This is a genomic window from Streptomyces sp. CAU 1734 (genome assembly GCF_039888735.1).
Classification (GTDB): domain Bacteria; phylum Actinomycetota; class Actinomycetes; order Streptomycetales; family Streptomycetaceae; genus Streptomyces.
Genome location: NZ_JBDQQP010000003.1, coordinates 457,124 through 476,648, shown reverse-complemented (window position 1 = coordinate 476,648; position 19,525 = coordinate 457,124). Strand labels below are relative to the sequence as shown.

The following is a 19,525-nucleotide window of genomic DNA, read 5'->3' as shown; positions in this document are numbered from 1 at the left end:
CATGACCAACCACCTTCCCGGGCCGCGCGACGCCGACGGCCCGCGCGCGTCCGGGAACGGCTGTGGCGGACGGAACAGGACCGTGCGGCTGATCGACGCGCGCATGCCGGAGCTCGCGCGCTGTCTGACGCTCTTCCAGTACGTACAGGCGGTCACCGGCGGCCCGGTCGCGCGGATCGAGCAGGCCGGCAGTTACGCGGCCCCGAGCCTGCGCGGTGAGGCGTTCACCGTCCAGCCGGGCTCGATCGCGCTGCGCATCGACGGCGAGAAGGTCGCCTCGGCCGTGGTCGTACGGGACGAGGGCGCCGGCGCGGTCGCCCTGCATCTGCTCGACGCGGCCGGCCGGACCGTGCACCAGGGCCGGCTGCTCTCCGAGGGTGACCGCCTGCTGGCCGGACTCGCCGCCCCGGCCGCCGCGGAATCCCCGGCCGGCGACCCGTTCGCGGTCCCCGAGGTGCCCGCGTGGGAGAACGGCGACCAGCTCGCCCAGCTCGACGCGGTACTCGCGGACGGCGGTACCGCCCGGCGCGAGGCGTTCGCCCGGTACCGGGGCGAGTACCGGGCGATCGACACCGGCGTCGTGCCCTCGGTGCTGGAGCATGTCTGCGCGGCCGGGCTGCCGATCGGTGTCGCGGTGTTCGCCCCGGCGGCCATGCAGGTGTGCAGCGGCCGGGTCCATGTCACCGATCAGACCATCGGCGGCCGGCTGTTCGCGGCGATGGCGGAGAGCTCGGTGCAGATCGCACTCCCGGGTGTCCGGGCCTGCCGCCTCGTCCGCTCGACGGCCGCCCACGGCCCGACCTCGGCGATCGAGCTCGATGACGAGACCGGGCGGTGTGTCGCGGTCATCACCCAGTTCGGCATCGTCGGCGAGCGGGTGCACGCGGAATGGGAACGCCTCACGGCCTCACTGCCCGGCGCCTAGCCAGTACTCCAGCAGGATTTCGCTGTCCGACCTTCAGGTGCGTCGTCACCCATCACGCCAAGGTCACCCGAGCCGGGGAAGACCACCGCCGACAGCGGTAACGGGAGCCACAAGCGCCGGCGCCGAAGCCATCGCGTTCGTCGCGGACCGCCCCGGGGGTGCCGTAGCCTTCGGTGATTCCGCCGTCCCGGGAGATTCGCATGTCCGTTCGTGCCCGGCTTCTCGCCACCGTCCCCGCGCTCATCACCTCGCCCGGCGCGGGCCCGCCCCGGATCACCGGACGGAGTGGCCGCCGGATGGTGGTGCACCGGAGCGATGAGGAGCTCGTGGCGCAGGAGTTGGACGACGCCTTCGCCCCGCGGCCCGGGACGCTGGTGCGCTTTCCCGCGCCGTGGAGGCGTTTCCGCAGCGGCGTGGCGGTCGCGCCGGACCGGAGTGCGGCCGTCTTCGCCGGGACCCACGCGGTGCGCGCGGTGGAGCCGTCCGGGACCGTCCGCTGGGAGGTCCGGCACGGGTGCTGGGCGGACTCCTGCCGAGAGTCGCACGAGTCCGGCGAGGAGTACACGGACCGCCGGGATCACCAGTTCCCGGGCAACGGTTCGGTCGCCTTCTCGGCGGACGGCGGCCTGGTGTGGGCGCACATACGCGGGCCGCTGACGGGCGCCGGGCCGCTGCCGAACGCGGTGGACGAGTGGCTGCTGCTCGATCCCGCCGACGGCCGGGTGCTCGCGCGGACCGACCTCCGGGCCGCGGCGAGCGGCAGCCGCCATCTCCCCCACCCGCTCGACCCGCACCGCATGCACCTCGGTATCGGTGAGGGGCAGGACGGGACCGCCGCGCGCCGGGGCCGGTGGGACGGGACGCGTCTGGAGGTCGCCCATCTGGAGGACGAGTTGCTTCCGCTGGATGTGAGCGCGTCGGGCGCGCGGTTGATGACCGTCTCCCACGAGCAGGACGAACTCGCCGTCCGCGACCCGCGCGGCGCGGTGGTGGACGGGCTGACCTGGGACGCCGTGGACACCATCCCCCGGCACGGGGGCGCCCCGCACGGTGACGAGGCCGAGATGCCGACCTGCTGGGACTGGTCGGGCGGCTTCCTCGACGAGACGACCCTGATCGTGTCGACCATCGACTGCGACGACGAGTGGGGCGAGGGCCGGCAGTGGCTGGTCGACACCGCCGGTGCGCGCGGCCTGACACGGATCGACTACCCCCTTCCCATCTCCTCCCACGCCCCGGCCGCGCTGGGGGACGGCGCCTGGTGCACGACCTCGGAGTCCGTGGACGCGCTGTATGTGTGGGTCCGGGACAACGCCGAGGACCGCCCCGGGAGCTGACCCCGGCCGTCCGGGCGAGCGGCGACCACGCCGAAACGCGCTGTGAGCCGGGCGTGCGGTGGAGCCGCCCGGCGCCGACGCGTCGCCGCCCGCCCGGTTCCGGGTTCACTCGAACCCGGAACCGGGCAGGCGTCAGCGCCGGCTACTGGGTGAGCAGGTTGAGCCCCTCATACGAGAGGAAACTGTCGAAGGCGGCGTACCAGCCCACGCTGGAGCACTTGCGGCTGCCTGCCGCCGGGGCCCCCTGGCAGGGCGCGGAGTTGGACGAGGAGCTGCTCAGCGCGGAGATGATTCCGTTGGCGTAGGCGACACCGAGGCTGCTGGGCTGGACGACGGGCCCACCGCTGTCACCGTTGCCCCAGACCGGCTGGCCGGTCGGCTTGCTGACCTGCACCGCCTGTTCCACATCCGGGAAGCCATTGAGCCGGATGGTCTGCCCGGTCGCGTCGATCCTGATGCCGCAGGTGGTGCCCGAGGGTGCGCCGGACCCGCAGACGTGCTGTCCCACGTGGTTGTTGTGGACACCGGCCACCCGCCGGGTCGTCTGACCGGACGGATTGCCCACCCATGGACCCCACCAGATGGCGGGCTGGAAGAAGCTGTTGGCTCCGTTCTGCTCCGCCTTCATGACACCGACGTCCCGGTTGTGGCGGAGCGTCTCGATCCTGCCGAAGGGGTAGCTGCTGGGCCGCTCCGGGCTGTGGGCCGCGCCGCCGACACTGCCGCAGTGCGCGGCACTGGTCATCCGATTCGTCGTCGACCCCGAGTACCGGACGGAGAACCCGGTCGAGCAGGATCCCCCACTGCGCGTCTGCCACTTGGCACCGCCGTACGCCTGCTGGGCATTCCTCCCCGTGGCACGTACCCCTGCGGGGGCCGTGTCATCGCTCGCCTTGCCCACGGCCGGTGCGGGTGAGGAGTAGGACACCGCAGCGACCGCGACGCCGCCCGTGATGCCGGTCACGTCGCGGGCGATGGCCGCCTTCCGGGCGGCAGCCGTCTTGCCCCGTTCCGGGGCCATGCCGATGAGCAGTCCCTTGCCGTCGGGGCTGGGACCGGCGGAGGTCAGGCGGCCGGGAAGCGCGGCCCGCTGCCGGACGACACGATCCCGCGCGGCCTTCAGCTGGTGCTCGGTGTACGGCGCGGACACGGTCCTCACGGCCACCCGCCGGTCGCTCTTCATCGCCGCCCGCACCTGCGCCGGGACCCGGCCCTTCCAGTACAGCGTGATCGACGACTTCTCCGGGGCCGTCACCAGTCCGGCGTAACCGCCCTGCCGCGCCTGCTTCCGCGACGCCGCGACCAACGCGTCGGCCACCTCGCCGACCCGTTCGTGTTTCGCCCAGAACGCGGCCCCCGGGTCGTCCACCGCACCCGAGGCGGCCCGCGCGCCGGAACCGCCCTCCGGTATTCGCGCCGCCCCGGCCGGGGAGGGGGACATCAGCACACCCGCACAGGCGGCGGCCACCAACACGGAGACGCTCATACGCAATCTCATGCTCTTCCTCATTTCACAGGGGGTTGTGGGCAGGCCGTCCACGTCCGGACGGCCATACCGGGTACTTCAGGGGGAGGGGTCCGGGCCGGAGAGAGCGCTCTCCCGACAGGACATCGACACTCCGCCACCGGATCGACACGCCACGTGTCCGGCTGGAGGCGCACCTGTCCGCACCGCCGTGCGCGCCGGCCCGGTTCGCCGGGCGGTGGCAGCGGGCGGCGCACCGGAGCGCGGGTGCCCGCTCCCTCTCGATCGCGGGCGGACCACGGATGCTCACGCCCGAGCCCTCCCAGGGCTTCCGGGCTACCGGGCTACCGGGCTACCGGGACTCCTACGGCTGCCGGATCCAGCGGACCGGCCTCAGCGCACGACCTCGAAGTTCGCCTTCAGCCGGACGGCGCTGGCCTTGTCGTTCATGAAGCTTCCCACCCACTCCGCGTAGCCGTAGTTGGTGCTCGACCCCTGGTAGTAGCCGTCCGTGTAGAGCTCGACCGAGCAGTCTCCCGCCGACATCACGGCGCTGGTGATGTCGTTGAACCCGTACGGGCCGAGCCAGTCGATCCCGCCGTCCCAGCGTCCGTCGTGCACACAGTCGTCGGCGTTGATGGAGAGGGCCAGGGAGCGGCCCCCGTACCAGCCGTGCTCGAAGAGCCAGCCGCCGATCCGCGCGGACGCGGCGGCACGCGTGGTGGACGTGTTGGCGGCGGCCTTGGCGGACGCGTCCAGCCTGGCGAGGAACTTCTTGTCCTTCGCGGCCTTCTGCGGCGTGAGAGGGGCATCGGTGATCCGGCCGCCGGTGGCCGCCGCGATGCTCTCGCGGAAGGTGTCGTAGCAGGTGGACTTCCCGGTGTCGACCTTGACGACACAGTGGGGCCCGCGGGTGGAGTCGGGGGCGGCGGCAGCCGGGAGCGGCGCCAGGAGGACGCCCGCGCTCGCGGCGGCGACCATCGCGGAAACACCGGTTCTCATTCTCATGCTCTTCCTCACCTCAGGCGAGAGCGAAACACCCAACCACACCTGCGCGGTGGGGTGTTCACTCGACGGGTTCGTCGGATCAGGAGAGGAGACGCGGGCGCGGAAGGTTGCCTCACGCCCTGATGTTCTCGCCCTGTGGGCACTGTTGGGAGTTGTCGCCCACACGCCTCTGACGCGCGCGCGCGCCGCGAAACCACACAGAGCACACATCCACTCCAACACCCCGCTGAAGGGGGCCGAGAGGGGACAGCGGCCGGCACTCCGGCAGGACTTCACCACGGCCGTCAGTGAGGACTCGCGCGGTGGCGAGAGGTACGCCGGCATCACGTCGGGTGAGCGGCCCGTGTCCGGCCCCCGCAGGTGGTGACGCCCATGGACGGGAGCCACCGCCGGGCCCGGCGATCGAACGGCTCCCGACCGGGGCCGCGCGGCGCGGGCGGGGCGTACGGGACGAGACCGCCGCGGTACGCGGCGGCCCGGGGCGAGCGGCCGGTCGCGTACCGGACCGGACAGCTCCCGGCGCTCCTGATCGGTCAGCCTGCCGAGCAGTCCGGCCGGCTCGTCCCGCCAGGTGGTCCCGGCGCGGATCAGCCAAGGACGGCTCGGAGAACGCATCGGCGACCGGCTCAGCGGCCGGTCAGAACATCCCGTACGGCCGAGTCCAGGACGGACCGGGCATGGGCCGGTTCCATGAACTGCACCTGGGTCATGCCTCCGTGGCGCAGCAGCATCAGCCGGTCGGCGGCCGGCTCGGGGGCGGGATGGCCCGATTCCCGCAGCAGGGTGAGCAGTTGGCCGTGCAGCCAGTCCATGTGGGCACGGATGGCGCGGGAGACGGGATTCGCGGGGTCGGGGTGCTCGGCGGCGGCGTTCAGGAAGGGGCAGCCGCGGAAGCGCGGCCTGCACAGCTGGTCGCCGACACCGCCGGGGCCGCTGAAGAACGCCTCGACGGCGGAGCGCGCGGACAGCTGGGCCCGGGCGCTGCCGACCAGGCCCCTGATGTCCCGGTCGATGCTCTCCACATAGGCGACCACCAGCTCCTCCTTGCTGGGGAAGTGGCGGTAGAAGGTCGCCTTGGTGACCCCCGACTCGGCGATCAGCCGGTCGACTCCGACAGCACGGACGCCCTCCTCGTAGAAGAGACGAAGGGCCGCACCCAGGATCCGCTCGCGGGCGGGCAACGGTTTCTCACTCATGATTTGACACTAACAGACCGTTCTGTCTACCTCTTTCCCCCTTCCCGTCTCCCTGGAGGACCCGTGACCAGCACCGCGCACAACGAAACCGCCTCCCCCGCCGGCAAGCCCTCGTTCCTCCTCGTCCACGGAGCCTTCGCGGACGGCTCCGGCCGTCAGTCGTTCGGCCACCTCACGCCGGCCGGACGAGGTGACCCGCGTGATCGTCACCGCCGACCGCCACACGGCCGGCTGACCCCCGCGCCCCCACGGAGTCTCATCTCCGTCACCGGGCCGGGCGCACCCGGCCCTGCGGGCAAGCGCAAAGGAGAGTGTCTCCGACGCGTCGCGCCGGGACCGTTGTCAGTGGGGAGTTCTACTCTGTGCGGCGGTACGGGGTGCCGGGTGCGGGAAGCGATGCCGGGCTCCCGCCACGAGCGCAGGAGGCGTGTATGAGCGCGGATTTCGCGATACCCGGGGCCGACTGGCGCCCCATGCCCGTGGCGGATGCCCGGAAGGAGCTCGGTGTCGACACCGCCGAACTCGAATCGCTCGATCTGGCCGGAGGGCTGGCGAAGGACGCGCTGGTCCACCGCGGGGACCTCACCGTCGACGGCGCGCTCTCCCTGCGGGGGCGGAGTCACCGGCTCCATGTGATCGCGGGCGATCTCCGGGTCACGGGGACCCTCGATCTCCTGAACCTGGACCTCTACACCTGCCTCCACATCACCGGATCCGTCCACGCGGGCAATCTGGTCTGCACGGCGGACGCGGGGCTCGTCGTCGCGGGCTCGCTGGACGCCGGGGAGATTCTCCTGACCTGTCTGACCGACGCGGCCACCCTGATCGTCGGGGGCGACCTCACCGCCGGCACCTGGATCGAGGCGGGGTGGCGCGGCAACATCCTCACCCCCGTACCACCCGGCGCACGGCTGCTGACGGAGAACGGCTCGGTCCGGGGCCCCTGCGGTGATCCGCACCTCTTCGGTCCGGACTCCGGGGTCGGCAGCGCCGTGGACGCGGTGCTGCCCGAATTCACCGAGCCGGGAAACCTTCTCGCCGTCAACGCGATCCGGCGGGCACTCCTGGAGGGACGTCCCGTTCTGCGCGCCCGGGAGGAGGCGGCGAGCACTCCGCCCGCCGGCCCTCCCGAGGTGTGACGATCCGCGCCCGCACGGGGCGCAGTCACCACCGGCGGCGGTTCGCCGCCCCGGAACCGGCCGCTCCCGGGATAGCGTTCACCGTGACAGGTCCGCCCCTGACCTGCCACAACGCCATCGGCCATCACCCCTGCGGGGCCAGGCCCGCATACCGGGCGCGGGCCGGTCATCGCCGTACCCCGGGAGGCACACCATGCGTTCGGGTCCCGAGTTCCGTGTACGCCGGGTGTACGACTCGCCCGAACCCGCCGACGGCCGGCGGGTCCTGGTGGACCGTCTGTGGCCGCGCGGCCTGTCCAAGGAGCGGGCCGCGGTGGACGAGTGGCTCAAGGACGCGACGCCCTCGGGCGATCTCCGCACCGCCTACCACGCCGGCCGGCTGGACTTCGCCGCCTTCCGGGCCCGCTACGAGGAGGAACTGGCCGCACCCGAGGCCGCCGCGGCGGTGGACAGACTGCTCGTTCTGGCCCGCGACTCCGCGGTGACCCTGGTCACCGCCGTCAAGGATCCGGAGCACAGCCATGTCCCGGTCCTCGTCGGCCACCTCAGGCGGCGGGGCGGGTGAGCGAGGCCGGCACCGTACAGCAAGTGTCTCCCGCGGGGCGGCTCACCGCGGTGATCCGGCCGTCGCGGCACCCTCGCCCGGAGGGCGTCCGGCGAGATCGCGAAAGCCCCGGTCCACGTAGAGCAGCGGTCCGCGGGGATCATCGGCCGGCAGCCGCCGGACGCCGGTCACTTCCGCCACGATCAGGGTGTGATCGGCGACCTCCACATTCCGTGTCGTACGGCATGCCAGGACGGCGGCGCTCCCCTCCAGCTCCGGCCCGCCGCCGTCGGGGGACGGCCGGTGGCGCACCCCCGCGAACTCCCCGGCACCGGGGACACGGCGCCGGGCGAAACGGCCGGCGAGTGCCTGCTGCCCCGAGGCGAGGACATTCACGGTGAAGCGGCCGGTCCGCTGGATGGCACCCTCGGTGCGGCTGCCCCGTTTCAGGGAGATCAGCACGGTGGGCGGGTCCAGTGACACCGACAGCAGGGAGTTGACGGTCATGCCGTGCGGGCCCTGTTCGCTCTGCGTGGTGACCACCGCGACGCCGGTCGCCCAGAGGCGCATGGCGTCGCGGAACGCGCCGGACTCACGGGCTTCCGGGGGCGGGGTCACCACGCGGGTGCCAGGGGCGCGGGCGCCGCGAGGGCGGGGAAGCGCGGTACGACCTCCTCCGCGAGCTGCGCCACCACCTCCGCCGCCGGGCGTCTGCCGTGCTGAACCCCGAGGGCCGCGTGATTGACCCCGGCGTCCCGCCAGCGGCCGAGCAGTTCGAGCAGCCCCTCCGTGCCCGTGCGCAGGACGAAGCCGCCGCGCAGCGGGGTCGGCGGATGGTCCGGATCCTCGTGGAGGTCGATCCACTCATTGGTCGCGACCGGCCGGAACTCCCCGCCGGGTATCAGCTCCCGCCACGCCCCGATCCGCTCCCCCAGAGCCCTGGGGCCGTCAGCGGCCGAGGTGGCCCCGGGGTGGACCAGCCGGCCATCGGCGTGTTCGGCGATCCAGAGCGGTGACTGCCGGGAGGACCCGGTGATCAGAAGGGGGATGCGGCCGTGCACCGGCTTCGGAAGCAGGCTCACCCCGCCGGGCCGCTCCTCCCCCAGCAGCGCCCGGAAGGATTCGACCGTCTCCCGGTACCGGGCACCGCGCGCCCCGTGGTCCAGGCCGTACGCGGGAAACTCCACCGGCCGGTCGCCGGAAGCCACCCCGAGCACCAGCCGGCCCCCGCTGAGCTGGTCCACGGAGGCCGCCTGTTTGGCCAGGTCAATGGGGTGTCGCAGGGGAAAGATCACGCTCCCTGACGCCAGGGTGATCCGGGAGGTGTGCGCCGCGAGCCAGGTCAGGGCGGTCCACGGGTCGTACACCTGCCCCACGTCACCGAAGCCGGGGTCGGCCAGGGGCACGTCCCGCACCCAGACGGCGGCGAAACCCCCGCGCTCGGCCAGCCGGACCACATCCGTCTGGCCGCGCATGCCCGCCATGGCCCCCGCGTACGGCCACAGGGGCAGAAACAGCCCCACCGTCAGCTTCCCGGGTTCGAACATCCGCGCATATCCGGGGTGGCTCTCCCACGAGGAGGCCGGCACTGCTGTGCTCATCGACTCGACACCTGTCCATCGCTCTGGTTGGAACGTTCAGTCCAGAGCATAGGGCAACTTTGGACTGAACGTTCCAACCAGTAGACTCGGGGCATGGCAGCCACCACACCGCGCGACCGCCCGTCCGACGGCGACACCCGCCTCCGGATCATCCGGGCCACGGCAGCCCTGCTTCAGCGGCAGGGATACGAGAGCACCTCGGTCAAACGGATCGCCGGAGCCGCACAGGCGTCCCCCAGCTCCGTCTACCACTTCTTCCCCGGAGGGAAGCAGGAGCTCGCCATCGAGGCGATGCACCACGGCGCGCGCGAATTCGGCGAGATGCTGGCGAAGGGCCTCGCCTCGGACCCCGACCCGGCCGAGGCCGCCGCCGCCTGTGCCCTGCTGCTGGCGGACGACCTCAGACGGTCGGAGTGGAGCGACGGCTGCCCGGTCGCGGTCACCGCCCTGGAGACCATCGGCCGCGTCCCCGGCCTCCAGGAAGCCGCCACCCTGGCCCTGACCGGATGGCGGAACCTGGTCACGGCCAGACTCACGGAGAGCGGCATCACCCCGGCGGCCGCCCACACCCTCGCCGGCACGGTCATCAGCATGCTGGAGGGCGCCGAACTCCTGAGCCGCGTGACCGCGGACGACGCCCCCCTCCGCGACGCTGCCGTCCATCTGGCCCAACTCGTGAGGGCGGCGCCCCGGGGATGAGCGAGGCCGGGCGGTCCGCAGCCGGGGCATGCACCGGCGAAGAGAGGGTCCACGCCACCAACTGCCGGTCTCCCCGGCGATGTGCGAGGCTGACCGCCATGCCTCAGCCCGGCCGGCGCCCCCGGTCCTTCATCTCCGCACTCCGTCCCGCGTCGACACGCTTCACCGCGTGCCGCGAGACGGGCTCCCCGGCTCTGGAACACGCCCTGGCGAATGAGATGACACTCTGCGGCATCCCCCGGCGCCAAGTGACCCTCTACCGACACCTCTTCAGCCGGAGAGGGTCCGGGGCCTGCCCGGAGTGCGGGGTGAGGGCGGCCGGCGCCTCCTCGGGGACCTGAGCCACCCCTCCCGAGGCGACAGAAGCCCCCGGCAGGGCGCTTCCCCACAGGACACCGCAAGCCTCGGCCCCGCGCCTGAGCCGTCCGGTGAACGAGAGCCCGTCATGCCGGGCAGCCGCTCAGACCAATCCGGCCGGCGCTTCGATCGCCGGCCGGGCCCACTCCCGCGCTCCCGCCGCAGCGCCGGCCACCACCCCGGCCGCGATGGGCCCCAGCGCTCCGTCCAGCCCGCCGAGCCCGCGCCGCGGCCTGCCCGGGTGGCGTTCATGACCTCCGGGCAGGCGGACACCGCCCTGCGGAGCCCCACTCCCGTCGAACCGGTGACGGTGAGATTCCACGGCGGCGCGGCACGGCGAACGGGCCGGCCCTCACCACACCTCGTACCGGCCCACAACGACGACGTGCGCGGGAAGCCGGGGCGCGGTACTCCCACCTGTCCGGGGCGGTCACCGCGCCGATCGCGGATCCCTTAGCCTCACCCCATGCCTCTCACCGTTGATGAACTGACCGGGTATGTGCATCGGGAGCTGCACAGCGACCTGGCGCGCTGGTTTCCCGACGAGTCGCGGGTCGACATCCCGGCGTCGACCCGCCCGGTCGAACCATTCCTCGCCAAGCTCCCGCCCGGCGCCGCGACCGCGCTGGCCGCCTTCGACCGCAGCGTTCGCTCAGGGTCCCTGCCGCAGTGTCTCGACATATACGACTGGTCGTACGCCTTCGACTTCGAGGCCAACGACTGCGGGATTCTCGACTCCGACTACGAGACGGAGCTGTCCTCCGACGACGTGTTCTCCATCGGCGCCGATGGAGAAGGCAACTACTACGTCGTGCTCACCAGCGGCCGGGTCGCGGTGTGGTTCCACGAAGAGGAGGTCATCGAGGCCGACACGCAGTTCGACAACCTCGATGTCTTCCTGTGGTCGATCGTCCGGTACCGCGCCGTGCGCGCCGGCGTCCTCGACCTGGCAGCGGTCGAGGCGGACTTCCGCGCCCTCGGGCAGCCCGGGGTACTGGCACCGGAGACCGGGCTCCTCGCCTCACTGCTCTGACGCCGGGACGCCGGCCCCCGCGGCACCTTGAGGGCGGGCCGGCACCGGAGGGGGCGGGGCGGGGGCACCCGGTGTCAGCCCAGGAAGGCGGTCAGGGCATCGATGACCGCGCGGGGCTGCTCCTCGGGAATGTAGTGGCCGCAGTCGGCGACTTCCCGCACGGTCACATCCGTCCCCTTCGCGGGCATCAGGTCGCGGAGATACGCGTAGTTGCTGTGGTCACCACCGAGCACGAGCAGGGGCACCGTCACCGGCCCGTAGGTGCGCTCGTCGGCGATGTCATGGTTGAACGCCTGGTACCAGCGGTTCCCGGCCCGGACGGCCTCGGGAGTGGCGTACGCCCGCGCGTACACCTGGCGGGAGAAGTCGTCCAGACTGTCCGGGTCGTGCGCCATGTAGGTGAAGAGCCAGTCCACCAGGCTCCCGAAACGGCCTTCCAGCAGCCGCTCGGGCAGGCCCCTGATCTGGTTGAAGGCGAACCACCACAGATAGGTCCGGTCACCGTCCTCGACGACCGAGCCGGTGTGCTGGTCCGGGCCGGGGAGCAGAGTGAGCGCGGAGAGGCTCGCGTCCGGATGCGCGACATCCAGCAGGACGGCGCGGGTGGTCGCCTCGGGGTGGTTGGCCGCGTGGGCATGGGCCACCATGGCACCGATGTCATGTCCGGCAATGCTCGCCTCGGCCAGACCGAGGTGGCGGATGAGTTCGCGGATGTCGCGGGCCATCGTCTTCTTATCGTAGCCGCCATCGGGTTTGCCGGAGCCGCCCATGCCGCGCAGGTCGACGGCGATCACCCGGTACCGGCGGGCGAGTTCGGGCATGACCTTGTTCCACTGCCACCAGGTCTGCGGCCAGCCGCCCAGCAGAATCAGCGGCTCCCCCGTGCCGCCTTCCACATAGTGCAGCCGGATTCCGTTGACCTCGGCATGACGGCTGCTGAATCCGGGACCGAGCCGGCGGGCGAGGGCGTCGTCGCTCAACGGCCCGCCCGGAGGGGCGTTGAGCGAGTCGGTGGCCGAGTTGACAGGAGACGCGGGCATGAAAGTCCTCCAGGGATGAGCCGCCCATGGCGGCAGGGTCACGCGGAGACACGGAGACACGGAGACACTGTACGAAGATCTCGTACGATCAACTGTACGAGATCTTCGTACTATTCAGTGGCCACTGTCAATGGGCCCACGGCATCCGTACGAGGCTCACGTACAGTGAGGCCATGGAGGATCTGCACCACCCCGAGACCTCGGACATCCGCCTGGTCGACGTCCTGGCAGCGCTGGGCCACCCCGTCCGCCTGGAGGCCGCGCGGGCGCTGGCCAACGGCGAGGAGCGGTTCTGCGGCGAAATCCTGCGCGATGTGCCGAAGTCGAGCATGACCCACCACTGGCGCATACTCCGGGAGAGCGGCGTGATCCGGCTGCGCCGCGACGGCCGAAAATTCTTCCTCACCCTGCGCCACGACGACCTCGACGCCCGCTTTCCCGGCCTGCTCGACATCGTCCTCACCGACCGGGCGGCAACCCTCTCGTAGGCGCGGGCCGACACGGGATCACCTCAGCGATATCGCCGGGGCGCGCGGCGCGGTGCGCGCTGGAAATCAGCCCTGCGCGGGCGGACCGTTCAGCGACAAGTACCGCCGCAGTAGGGTTCGACGGCGGTGCGGTACGAGTGAGACGCCGGGGACCGCCTCACCGCCGTCACAACGCCCGACGGCACACGATGGCGCTGTTAGTACGACCCTCCGGGGCCTCCGCCCGCGCCCAATCCCGCTGCCTGTGTGCACAATCCGCATCTGCGATCCACTGAGGCTGTTGCCCGATCAGCGTGCCCCCACCTGGTGGGCAGAGCCTCCGCGCACGTCGGACCAGGCGCCTTCGCGCGATGTGGTGAGCGCGGAAATCATCGCTGCACCGTAGTCATCGTGCTGCGCTTGCGAAACTGGATGGGAACGGTACCAGCCGTGGACAACCCTCTTGAACCGCGGCCGACCTGTGCCCGGACATGCAGCGGCCACGAAGTGCGTGAGCCGTCCGACACGCCACTGTCATCCCGGACAGCAGATACCGTGACACCAGTCCGAGCTTCCCGCATTTGTCATGAACGCAGCTCGACCGAACTCCCGGTCGGGAGAGAAGGAGCACAACCCCCTCGCGAGGTCACAGCTTGCGCTCCTTCACCCGCATGAAACTTGGAACCTCCTCCAAGATTGTCAATTGTGTGAGATTGGTGATGGGCGTCAGCGTGGAGGAGCCCGCCGGGCCGGCCCGCCGTTCCACCCCTTGGGCGGCCGCTGCCACAGAGAACCCGGACCTCAGGAGCCCGGGTCCCTGCCGAGGCGGTTTCTACTCAGTGGTGCCCTGCGCCAGAGAACGGGCCTTGTCCGCCCACTCCCCCATGCACGTGATGGCGGAGGTCATCCGCTTCGCCGCGAGAGAAATGTCCTTCACCGGCTTGCGGAGGTGGCGGCTCACACGGACGAGGCGTTCCGCAGACGCACCCAGGAAGCCCATCTGTGACAGACCCGCCTGAGCGGACTTGTCCAAGGCCACGAGCTGTACCAGGAACTCTTCCGTTTCCACACCGCGCTCGTCGGGCGGAGTCGTCTCAACGAGACTCAGCGCGGCTCTCACTCCACTGTCCAGATTCGTCATCCGTTCCGCGAACTCACCAGCAATGAAGTTCATTTCCCCGGCAGGGGCGCTGAGCGAATCCGCATACCGAGCCACTGCCGCGAGCCGCGCGCTCGCGGGCGCATTCGCCTGGGTGAGATCGATCATCTCAGCAGTACTCTGTTCGGTCAGTGCACCAATCGCCTCGACCGTCTTCCTCATCGCGTCCAAGTCCGCCGTCATGTGATCCAGTCCGTCTTCGATGGCGGCGAAATCGTCCAATATCCCTGGCGAGTCGTCCTCGGTTGCGACCTCCGCATCACCGCTCCGCTCGGAGGACAACGGCCCGTCGTCGGTCTGGAATCCGCGCAGCACCCTCGCCGGGGTGAGGAGTTCGAACCCATCCTGGATTCCAACTTCCAGAGCGCTCTCGATCTCCCTGCGCGCGCCTGCCAGGTGGCTGCGCGCCCGTTGGTACCGGATGGTCCTGATCGACGCGATGTCGAAGGGCAGTTGTCCGGCTTCCCCAATGTGAATTGTCGGCTTGCCCGTGATATGACGCAGCCCCAGCTCGTACATCACGTTGGGGTTGCCGCCGCTGACATCCGCGATGACGAGATCGGACTCGATGACATGCCTGCAGATCTGTTCGTTGATGTCGCCGGCGTGCGCGATGCCGTCCGCGCGCACTGCGGTGATCTCATACTTCTCACAGGCGGGGGCGATCACCTGCTCAAAGATTCCGAGGTAATGCTCGTACGCCTCACGCTCGGGGCTGCCGTGCGCAGCGTACGGATCGCCGATGGGGCCAACGACGAAGCACATCCGGGGCCGGTCGGGCTGCGGCCGAAGAGCCTTTGACGCGATCATGCGAAATGCTCCACTTCGTAGGGGCGAGTGTCGTCGAACCGGTCGGCATATGCGGCGCCGGTTTCCAGATCGGCGGCGTACACGGGCCGCTCTTCAATGCCGAGAGAGCGCAACAGTTGCGCGGTCGGAATGCGGTAGCGCCCGCCCACCCGCAGCACGGGGCAAGGGAAGGTACCGAGACGGATCAGTCTGTACGCCGTGCCGGGGCAGACACCGAAGGCTCGGGCGGCCGTGCGCAGGTCTACGCTCAAGGGCAGGTCGAAGGCCTCTGCGAAGCTCAGAGGCGGGCCGGACCGCGCGTTCACCGCCGGGCTCCCGCAGGGCGCAGAACCAAGGTACCGATGAGCTCGGCCTCCTCATGACGGCGGGCCCGGAGGACCACCTCGGGCAAACCGGCGTGGTACGCAAGCGCCCCGATCCGCTCTCCTTCGAGCCGGGTGCGCGACTCGGCGAAGCGAAGGGTCGCGGCCAATCCATCGGGGCGGGGCGGGGGCGTAATGTGCACTTCCCATTCCTCGGTCAGTTGCGGTTGTTCGTGCGGCAGAGCTGTGGCGTTGCGGGCCTCGGTGAAGCGGGCGGTGTCCACGAGAGGAACTTCACGCGTGACGCGGCGGGCATGGGCCCACATGCGGTTCACCGCCGCCTTGATCATTCGGCCGCCCGTGTCCGGGTGGTCCGGATCCGCCGTTTCGAGGGTGGTGAGTACGGCCAGGACAGCCTCCGCCTCAAGGTCGGCTCGCTCGAACCTCAGTTGGCGCAGGATCCGGTGCAAGTTCCGGTACAAGCCGGGAATCGTCAGCCAGACGACGAGCAACCGTCCCGTGTCGTCGCCACTCTTTGGCTCCCGCCGAACCTCAGTGACCGCCTGCCGCCAGATCGCCGTCCGCAGCACCTCGTCACGTCGCGCTCCATACAGAACCTCCCTGCATTCCTCCGGGGACAGCTCTACCGGAAGATGCTCGACAGTCACCGTGAGAGGCCGCCGCACGGAGTCGGGTACCGCTTGAAGGGCTCCTTCGATCAGGGCGAACACACCGCTCGCGTCAGACCTGGTCATCGCTTCTCCATTCCGGATCCATCAGGGCGGCAGATGACAGCGCCGCAGCAGCTCGCTCGCAGGCGCCCGGAAGGGCAGTCAGTGCTGACCTCACAGCAGCGTGACACGTCAGCGAGATGAAGCGTGTTGCCTCGGGCTGGAGCCAGAGCGGCCCCTGTGCGGTAGCGGGCGGGTGGATGTGAATGCCGCCGTGAACGTCGTGGCCAACGTTCACCCCGTAGTCCGCCCACTGCGAGGTGCCTCCTTCGAGCCGGAGCGCGGCCTTGCACGGGGCCGTCATCAGGCGCGCCCAGGGCTGACCGACGGGGGGATCTCGGGCAGCCCGACATCAAGGCCTCCAGTGACATCCCGGCCCACGGCAACACCCTGGTGAACGTGCTGGGAGAGCGTCGTCCGACTGGTACGGCCGCCCCGCGACGACAGTGGCTCTCGTGTGTTCTTCACGGCCGGCCGCACGTCGTCCGGCCCGTGGCCCGGCACACAGATCCAGCCGTAGCCTCCGAACTCCTTCACCCGCACGTGGGCACGAACGTACTGCGCCGGGTCGAGGCCGGTGTGACCGAACCGCACAACGTCCTGGTACGGGCTGTCCGACACAATGACAGCGAGATCGGCCGAGGTGAGAGCGGCCAGCACGGCCTTCAGCTGGGGCGCGTTCACATAGCGCGCCACGGCGACCGGGGCGGGCCCGGCGTACCCGAGAGCGGCGTCAGCGGCCACACCTGTGCCGATGGCCAGCCTCAGCCTCACGCGCGGAGCGGCCGCACGGGCGTTGAGGGATCCGAGGCGGGTGTTGAGGTTCTGCACAAAGGGCCCCAGCACGGTGGCTTCCGGTGTGGCTTCTGGAAGAACGGAGAACTCCATGTCGCCTTGCGGCTGGCGAGCCCAAGCCGCGCGGTTCAATCCGGTCAGCGACGCCGCTTCGTCCAGCAGCCCGATCAGGTCATACTGAGCGGCTGACTGAGCCCGGGTGTCGAGGCAGCTGTACTGCTCCATATCCGCCGCCAGGCAGAGCCGGCGCTGCGGGACGGTGTCCAGCAGCCGGGGAGAGAAGTATTCATTCACGAGAACTCGATACCTTCCAGCATTCGTTGGTTGCGGGACACGCCAACTGTGCTCACAAGAGTCCGAGTTGCTCAAGAATCCCGCATTAATGCGGGTTTGTGGCGGTGACTCTTCGCGACTGGCATACTCGGTTCCTCCGCCGCCGCCCTGCTGAATCCCGAGGTCTTCGACGCGATGAGCGACTGGGTGGTGGACTCGCTCGCCGATCGCGACTGGGACATCTTCCGGCCGTGCTCACCTTCATCGCGACGGAGCCGGTGCTGGCCCTCCTCGCGACCCGCTCTCTGAACGCCATCGCACTCGGCGACGATCTCGCCCGGACCCTGGACGCGGGCATAAGCCGCACCCAGATCGTGGTGGTTGTCGTCGTCACCCTGCTCGCCGGAGTGGCCACTGGCACGGCCGGGCCCATCGGCTCCGTCGACCTGATGGTGTCGGTCTCGTCCGCTGGTTCATCGAACCCGACCAGCGCTGGATCACCCTCTACACCATCGTCCGCACGCCGAGCCTGCTGATCGTCTCCGACGCGGTCGGCTGAATCTTCCTTACCCCCAGGAACTCCAGGTCGGTATCGTGACCGCGATCATCGGAATCCTCGTGTTCATCCTGCTCCCACGCCGCCGCAAGAAGGCGAGCGGACTGTGAGTGGCCAAGCCGTCGACTTCGGCAGAACGGACCTCCTCTCCCGAGCCTCCCGCTGGTCGCTCCGCATCGACGCACACACCATCGTCGCCTGTCATCGTCGGTCCCAGTGTCTGCGGCACGTCCATCTCCTCAGGGGCATGCCCAGACCACTCAAACCCACCACCGGGCCGGGTCGGAAGGAAAGGCCATAACCTCGTACCGGTACAAGGAAGTGGCCCGGGTGCTCGGCCTGCCTCCGCAGACCTCGGTTACCCCGCACGGGATCACCGTCGCCCGCCTCATAGCCTGCGGCCGTCACCCCACCAGCGGCTGATCACACAGTGGTGGGCGCAGGACAAGGCCGCGGTGGTGCGGATCATGGAGGCGACGGACATCACCCCGCTCTCGGCCCGGCCGGTCGACGAACTCTCCGGCGGGCTCGCCTGCCCTATCATCACGGACCCCGCGGCGGAAAGCCCTCTCGTCATCCCCCCTGGGCAACGCGGGCGCCGCCGGCCGCACGGCGGCAACCGCCGACGGATGGCCGCGCACCACCCAGCCTCTCCGAAGCGGAGATCCTCCGACGGGCCAGATCACACGGTGCGCCATGCGGCGGAATTCCGTCCAGAATGCTCTGGGCCTGGTCTCTGGTCGGCTTCTGTACCGGGCTCCGCGGAGGCGAGTTCATCGGACTCCACCATCACCGGACCGATCGTCGCAGTTCCCGCCTCCTCGTCGTCGAGACCAACGCCGAGAGCGGCATACCAGTTCGCGCCGGACTCCATTGGCACGTCGACCAACAAGACCGCCGTGACTTCCATTCCTGGGCTCTGACTGCAATTCCCAACCTCGAGACGACTCCGGCAACCGCCGCAACGGACACACCGTAACCGAACTCTCAGAACACCATTTCCTTGTGGCACGTCCACGCTGAACGGCCGCGGACTGGCCGGACCACGTCGCGGCCCCGGGCTGCCGCCGATCACGTAAGCCGGGGGCATCACCGTCCGTGTCCAGGGAGGATCCCGAGTGGCTCTGCGGCCACCAGGGCGTTCCGTTGCCACCCTTGAGTTTGCCCCTTGGCGGTCCAGGACCATCGGTACGCCGGCGTCCGGGGCGCTCGGACGGCCGTTGTGCGCCGTGCTGTGCCCTCAGCGCGGTAACTCCCCGATGCCCACACTCTGCCGGTGAGCGCGGGCACCTGCTTGTCTGATGACGAAGTTCCGAACGATGAGGCATAGACGGACCTGCGGCAGAGGAGTGAGGAGTGTCCTTGAAACGGAAGATCGAGGCCGAGGATCAGGAGCGGTGGCCGGCCCTCAGTTTCCTGGGCGGCTTATCGGAGCCCGTACGACTCGGACTGCTGGGGCTGGGGACCCGGTGCCGGTATGTGCCGGGAGAGACCTTGATCCGTGAGGGAGACCGTTCCAATCATGTGGTGCTCCTGCGTTCGGGGTTCGTCAAGGTGACCGCCAGTTTGGAGAACGGCCGCGAGTCATTGCTCGCCATCAGGGTCGGCGGGGACATCGTCGGAGAGATGGCCGCCATGGACGACGGCGCCCCGAGGTCGGCGACAGTCACCGCGTGCGGGGAGATCGTGGCCGGCATCGTGCGTGAGTCCGATCTCCGGCTCTTCCTGAACACGCACCCCGAGGCGGCACGCGCGGTCAACCGAATCGTCGTCCGCAGACTGCGCTGGGCGAACCAGCGCCGGGTGGAGTTCGGGGCCTACCCGGTCAAGGTGAGGCTCGCCCGGGTGCTCGCGCAACTGGCCATCTCGTACGGGCATCGGGTACCGCGCGGGCTGGTCATCGGAGTCAATCTCACCCAGCCGGAAATGGCCGCCCTCACCGGCTCCGCCGAGGTGACGATCCACAAGGCCCTGGCCGAGCTGCGCAGGGACGGACTTGTCACGACGGGGTACCGACGCACCACAGTCCTCGATCTGGACGGACTCCGGGCGGCCGCCCGGCTGGAAGCGGACTGTCCGTAGCCGCTC

19 protein-coding genes are annotated in these 19,525 nt (G+C 70.3%); 9 read left to right on the top strand and 10 right to left on the bottom strand.

Annotated elements, in window-relative coordinates; translation table 11 throughout:
* Nucleotide 1 precedes the first annotated feature (1 nt).
* Together AAFN69_RS08195 and AAFN69_RS08190 are read left to right on the top strand one after the other, a co-directional pair.
* On the top strand, nt 2–925 hold the full coding sequence (locus tag AAFN69_RS08195; protein WP_347727660.1) for a hypothetical protein: 924 nt from the start codon (nt 2–4) through the stop codon (nt 923–925).
* Nucleotides 926–1,125: 200 nt separating this feature from the next.
* Nucleotides 1,126–2,262, top strand: coding sequence for a hypothetical protein (locus tag AAFN69_RS08190; protein ID WP_347727659.1), 1,137 nt, complete (start codon nt 1,126–1,128; stop codon nt 2,260–2,262).
* A gap of 142 nt (nt 2,263–2,404) precedes the next feature.
* On the opposite strand, the gene AAFN69_RS08185 is transcribed toward AAFN69_RS08190, so the two are convergent.
* The 3 genes from AAFN69_RS08185 to AAFN69_RS08175 form a co-directional block, all read right to left on the bottom strand.
* Nucleotides 2,405–3,748, bottom strand: coding sequence for a peptidase (locus AAFN69_RS08185; RefSeq protein ID WP_347727658.1), 1,344 nt, complete (start codon nt 3,746–3,748; stop codon nt 2,405–2,407).
* Between the two features lie 372 nt (nt 3,749–4,120).
* Nucleotides 4,121–4,729, bottom strand: a complete 609-nt coding sequence (locus tag AAFN69_RS08180) for a hypothetical protein (RefSeq protein ID WP_347727657.1) — start codon at nt 4,727–4,729, stop codon at nt 4,121–4,123.
* Nucleotides 4,730–5,361: 632 nt separating this feature from the next.
* Nucleotides 5,362–5,931 carry a TetR/AcrR family transcriptional regulator gene (locus tag AAFN69_RS08175; RefSeq protein WP_347727656.1) on the bottom strand — a complete coding sequence of 190 codons (570 nt, stop codon included), beginning with the start codon at nt 5,929–5,931 and terminating at the stop codon, nt 5,362–5,364.
* A 431-nt stretch (nt 5,932–6,362) separates the two neighbouring features.
* On the opposite strand from AAFN69_RS08175, the gene AAFN69_RS08170 reads away from it, so the two are divergent.
* Together AAFN69_RS08170 and AAFN69_RS08165 are read left to right on the top strand one after the other, a co-directional pair.
* On the top strand, nt 6,363–7,070 hold the full coding sequence (locus tag AAFN69_RS08170) for a hypothetical protein (protein WP_347727655.1): 708 nt from the start codon (nt 6,363–6,365) through the stop codon (nt 7,068–7,070).
* Between the two features lie 193 nt (nt 7,071–7,263).
* Nucleotides 7,264–7,635: a DUF488 family protein gene (locus AAFN69_RS08165; protein WP_347727654.1), complete on the top strand. Its 372-nt coding sequence runs from the start codon at nt 7,264–7,266 to the stop codon at nt 7,633–7,635.
* A 42-nt stretch (nt 7,636–7,677) separates the two neighbouring features.
* Here AAFN69_RS08165 and AAFN69_RS08160 read toward each other — a convergent pair whose 3' ends face one another.
* A complete protein-coding gene (locus tag AAFN69_RS08160; RefSeq protein WP_347727653.1) occupies nt 7,678–8,235 on the bottom strand; it encodes a flavin reductase family protein in 558 nt (185 codons plus the stop codon).
* Nucleotides 8,229–9,215 (bottom strand): LLM class oxidoreductase, encoded by a 987-nt coding sequence (locus AAFN69_RS08155; protein ID WP_347727652.1) that lies wholly within the window; start codon nt 9,213–9,215, stop codon nt 8,229–8,231. The genes AAFN69_RS08160 and AAFN69_RS08155 overlap by 7 nt, the downstream gene beginning before the upstream one ends.
* A 93-nt stretch (nt 9,216–9,308) precedes the next feature.
* Between AAFN69_RS08155 and AAFN69_RS08150 the strand changes: the two genes are divergently transcribed.
* Together AAFN69_RS08150 and AAFN69_RS08145 are read left to right on the top strand one after the other, a co-directional pair.
* Nucleotides 9,309–9,914: a TetR/AcrR family transcriptional regulator gene (locus tag AAFN69_RS08150; RefSeq protein ID WP_347727651.1), complete on the top strand. Its 606-nt coding sequence runs from the start codon at nt 9,309–9,311 to the stop codon at nt 9,912–9,914.
* 823 nt (nt 9,915–10,737) lie between these two features.
* Nucleotides 10,738–11,304, top strand: coding sequence for a hypothetical protein (locus AAFN69_RS08145; protein WP_347727650.1), 567 nt, complete (start codon nt 10,738–10,740; stop codon nt 11,302–11,304).
* 74 nt (nt 11,305–11,378) lie between these two features.
* Here the strand turns inward: AAFN69_RS08145 and AAFN69_RS08140 are convergent, their stop codons facing one another.
* Nucleotides 11,379–12,344 carry an alpha/beta hydrolase gene (locus AAFN69_RS08140; RefSeq protein ID WP_347727649.1) on the bottom strand — a complete coding sequence of 322 codons (966 nt, stop codon included), beginning with the start codon at nt 12,342–12,344 and terminating at the stop codon, nt 11,379–11,381.
* 173 nt (nt 12,345–12,517) lie between these two features.
* Here AAFN69_RS08140 and AAFN69_RS08135 point away from each other — a divergent pair, with 173 nt between their 5' ends.
* Entirely contained in the window at nt 12,518–12,832 is a 315-nt protein-coding gene (locus AAFN69_RS08135) for a helix-turn-helix domain-containing protein (RefSeq protein WP_347727648.1), read from the top strand.
* Between the two features lie 811 nt (nt 12,833–13,643).
* Here AAFN69_RS08135 and AAFN69_RS08130 read toward each other — a convergent pair.
* The 4 genes from AAFN69_RS08130 to AAFN69_RS08115 all read right to left on the bottom strand — a co-directional run bounded on the left by AAFN69_RS08130 (nt 13,644) and on the right by AAFN69_RS08115 (nt 16,902).
* Nucleotides 13,644–14,780, bottom strand: a complete 1,137-nt coding sequence (locus tag AAFN69_RS08130; RefSeq protein ID WP_347727647.1) for a hypothetical protein — start codon at nt 14,778–14,780, stop codon at nt 13,644–13,646.
* On the bottom strand, nt 14,777–15,085 hold the full coding sequence (locus tag AAFN69_RS08125; protein WP_347727646.1) for a helix-turn-helix domain-containing protein: 309 nt from the start codon (nt 15,083–15,085) through the stop codon (nt 14,777–14,779). The genes AAFN69_RS08130 and AAFN69_RS08125 overlap by 4 nt, the downstream gene beginning before the upstream one ends.
* Nucleotides 15,082–15,837, bottom strand: coding sequence for a hypothetical protein (locus tag AAFN69_RS08120; RefSeq protein WP_347727645.1), 756 nt, complete (start codon nt 15,835–15,837; stop codon nt 15,082–15,084). The genes AAFN69_RS08125 and AAFN69_RS08120 overlap by 4 nt, the downstream gene beginning before the upstream one ends.
* Nucleotides 15,838–16,116: 279 nt before the next feature.
* Complete coding sequence (locus AAFN69_RS08115) at nt 16,117–16,902, bottom strand: hypothetical protein (protein WP_347727644.1); 786 nt, start codon at nt 16,900–16,902, stop codon at nt 16,117–16,119.
* A gap of 230 nt (nt 16,903–17,132) precedes the next feature.
* Between AAFN69_RS08115 and AAFN69_RS08110 the strand changes: the two genes are divergently transcribed.
* Both AAFN69_RS08110 and AAFN69_RS08105 read left to right on the top strand, forming a co-directional pair.
* Complete coding sequence (locus AAFN69_RS08110; RefSeq protein ID WP_347727643.1) at nt 17,133–17,417, top strand: iron chelate uptake ABC transporter family permease subunit; 285 nt, start codon at nt 17,133–17,135, stop codon at nt 17,415–17,417.
* Nucleotides 17,418–18,793: 1,376 nt separating this feature from the next.
* Nucleotides 18,794–19,519: a Crp/Fnr family transcriptional regulator gene (locus AAFN69_RS08105; RefSeq protein ID WP_347727642.1), complete on the top strand. Its 726-nt coding sequence runs from the start codon at nt 18,794–18,796 to the stop codon at nt 19,517–19,519.
* Nucleotides 19,520–19,525 lie beyond the last annotated feature (6 nt).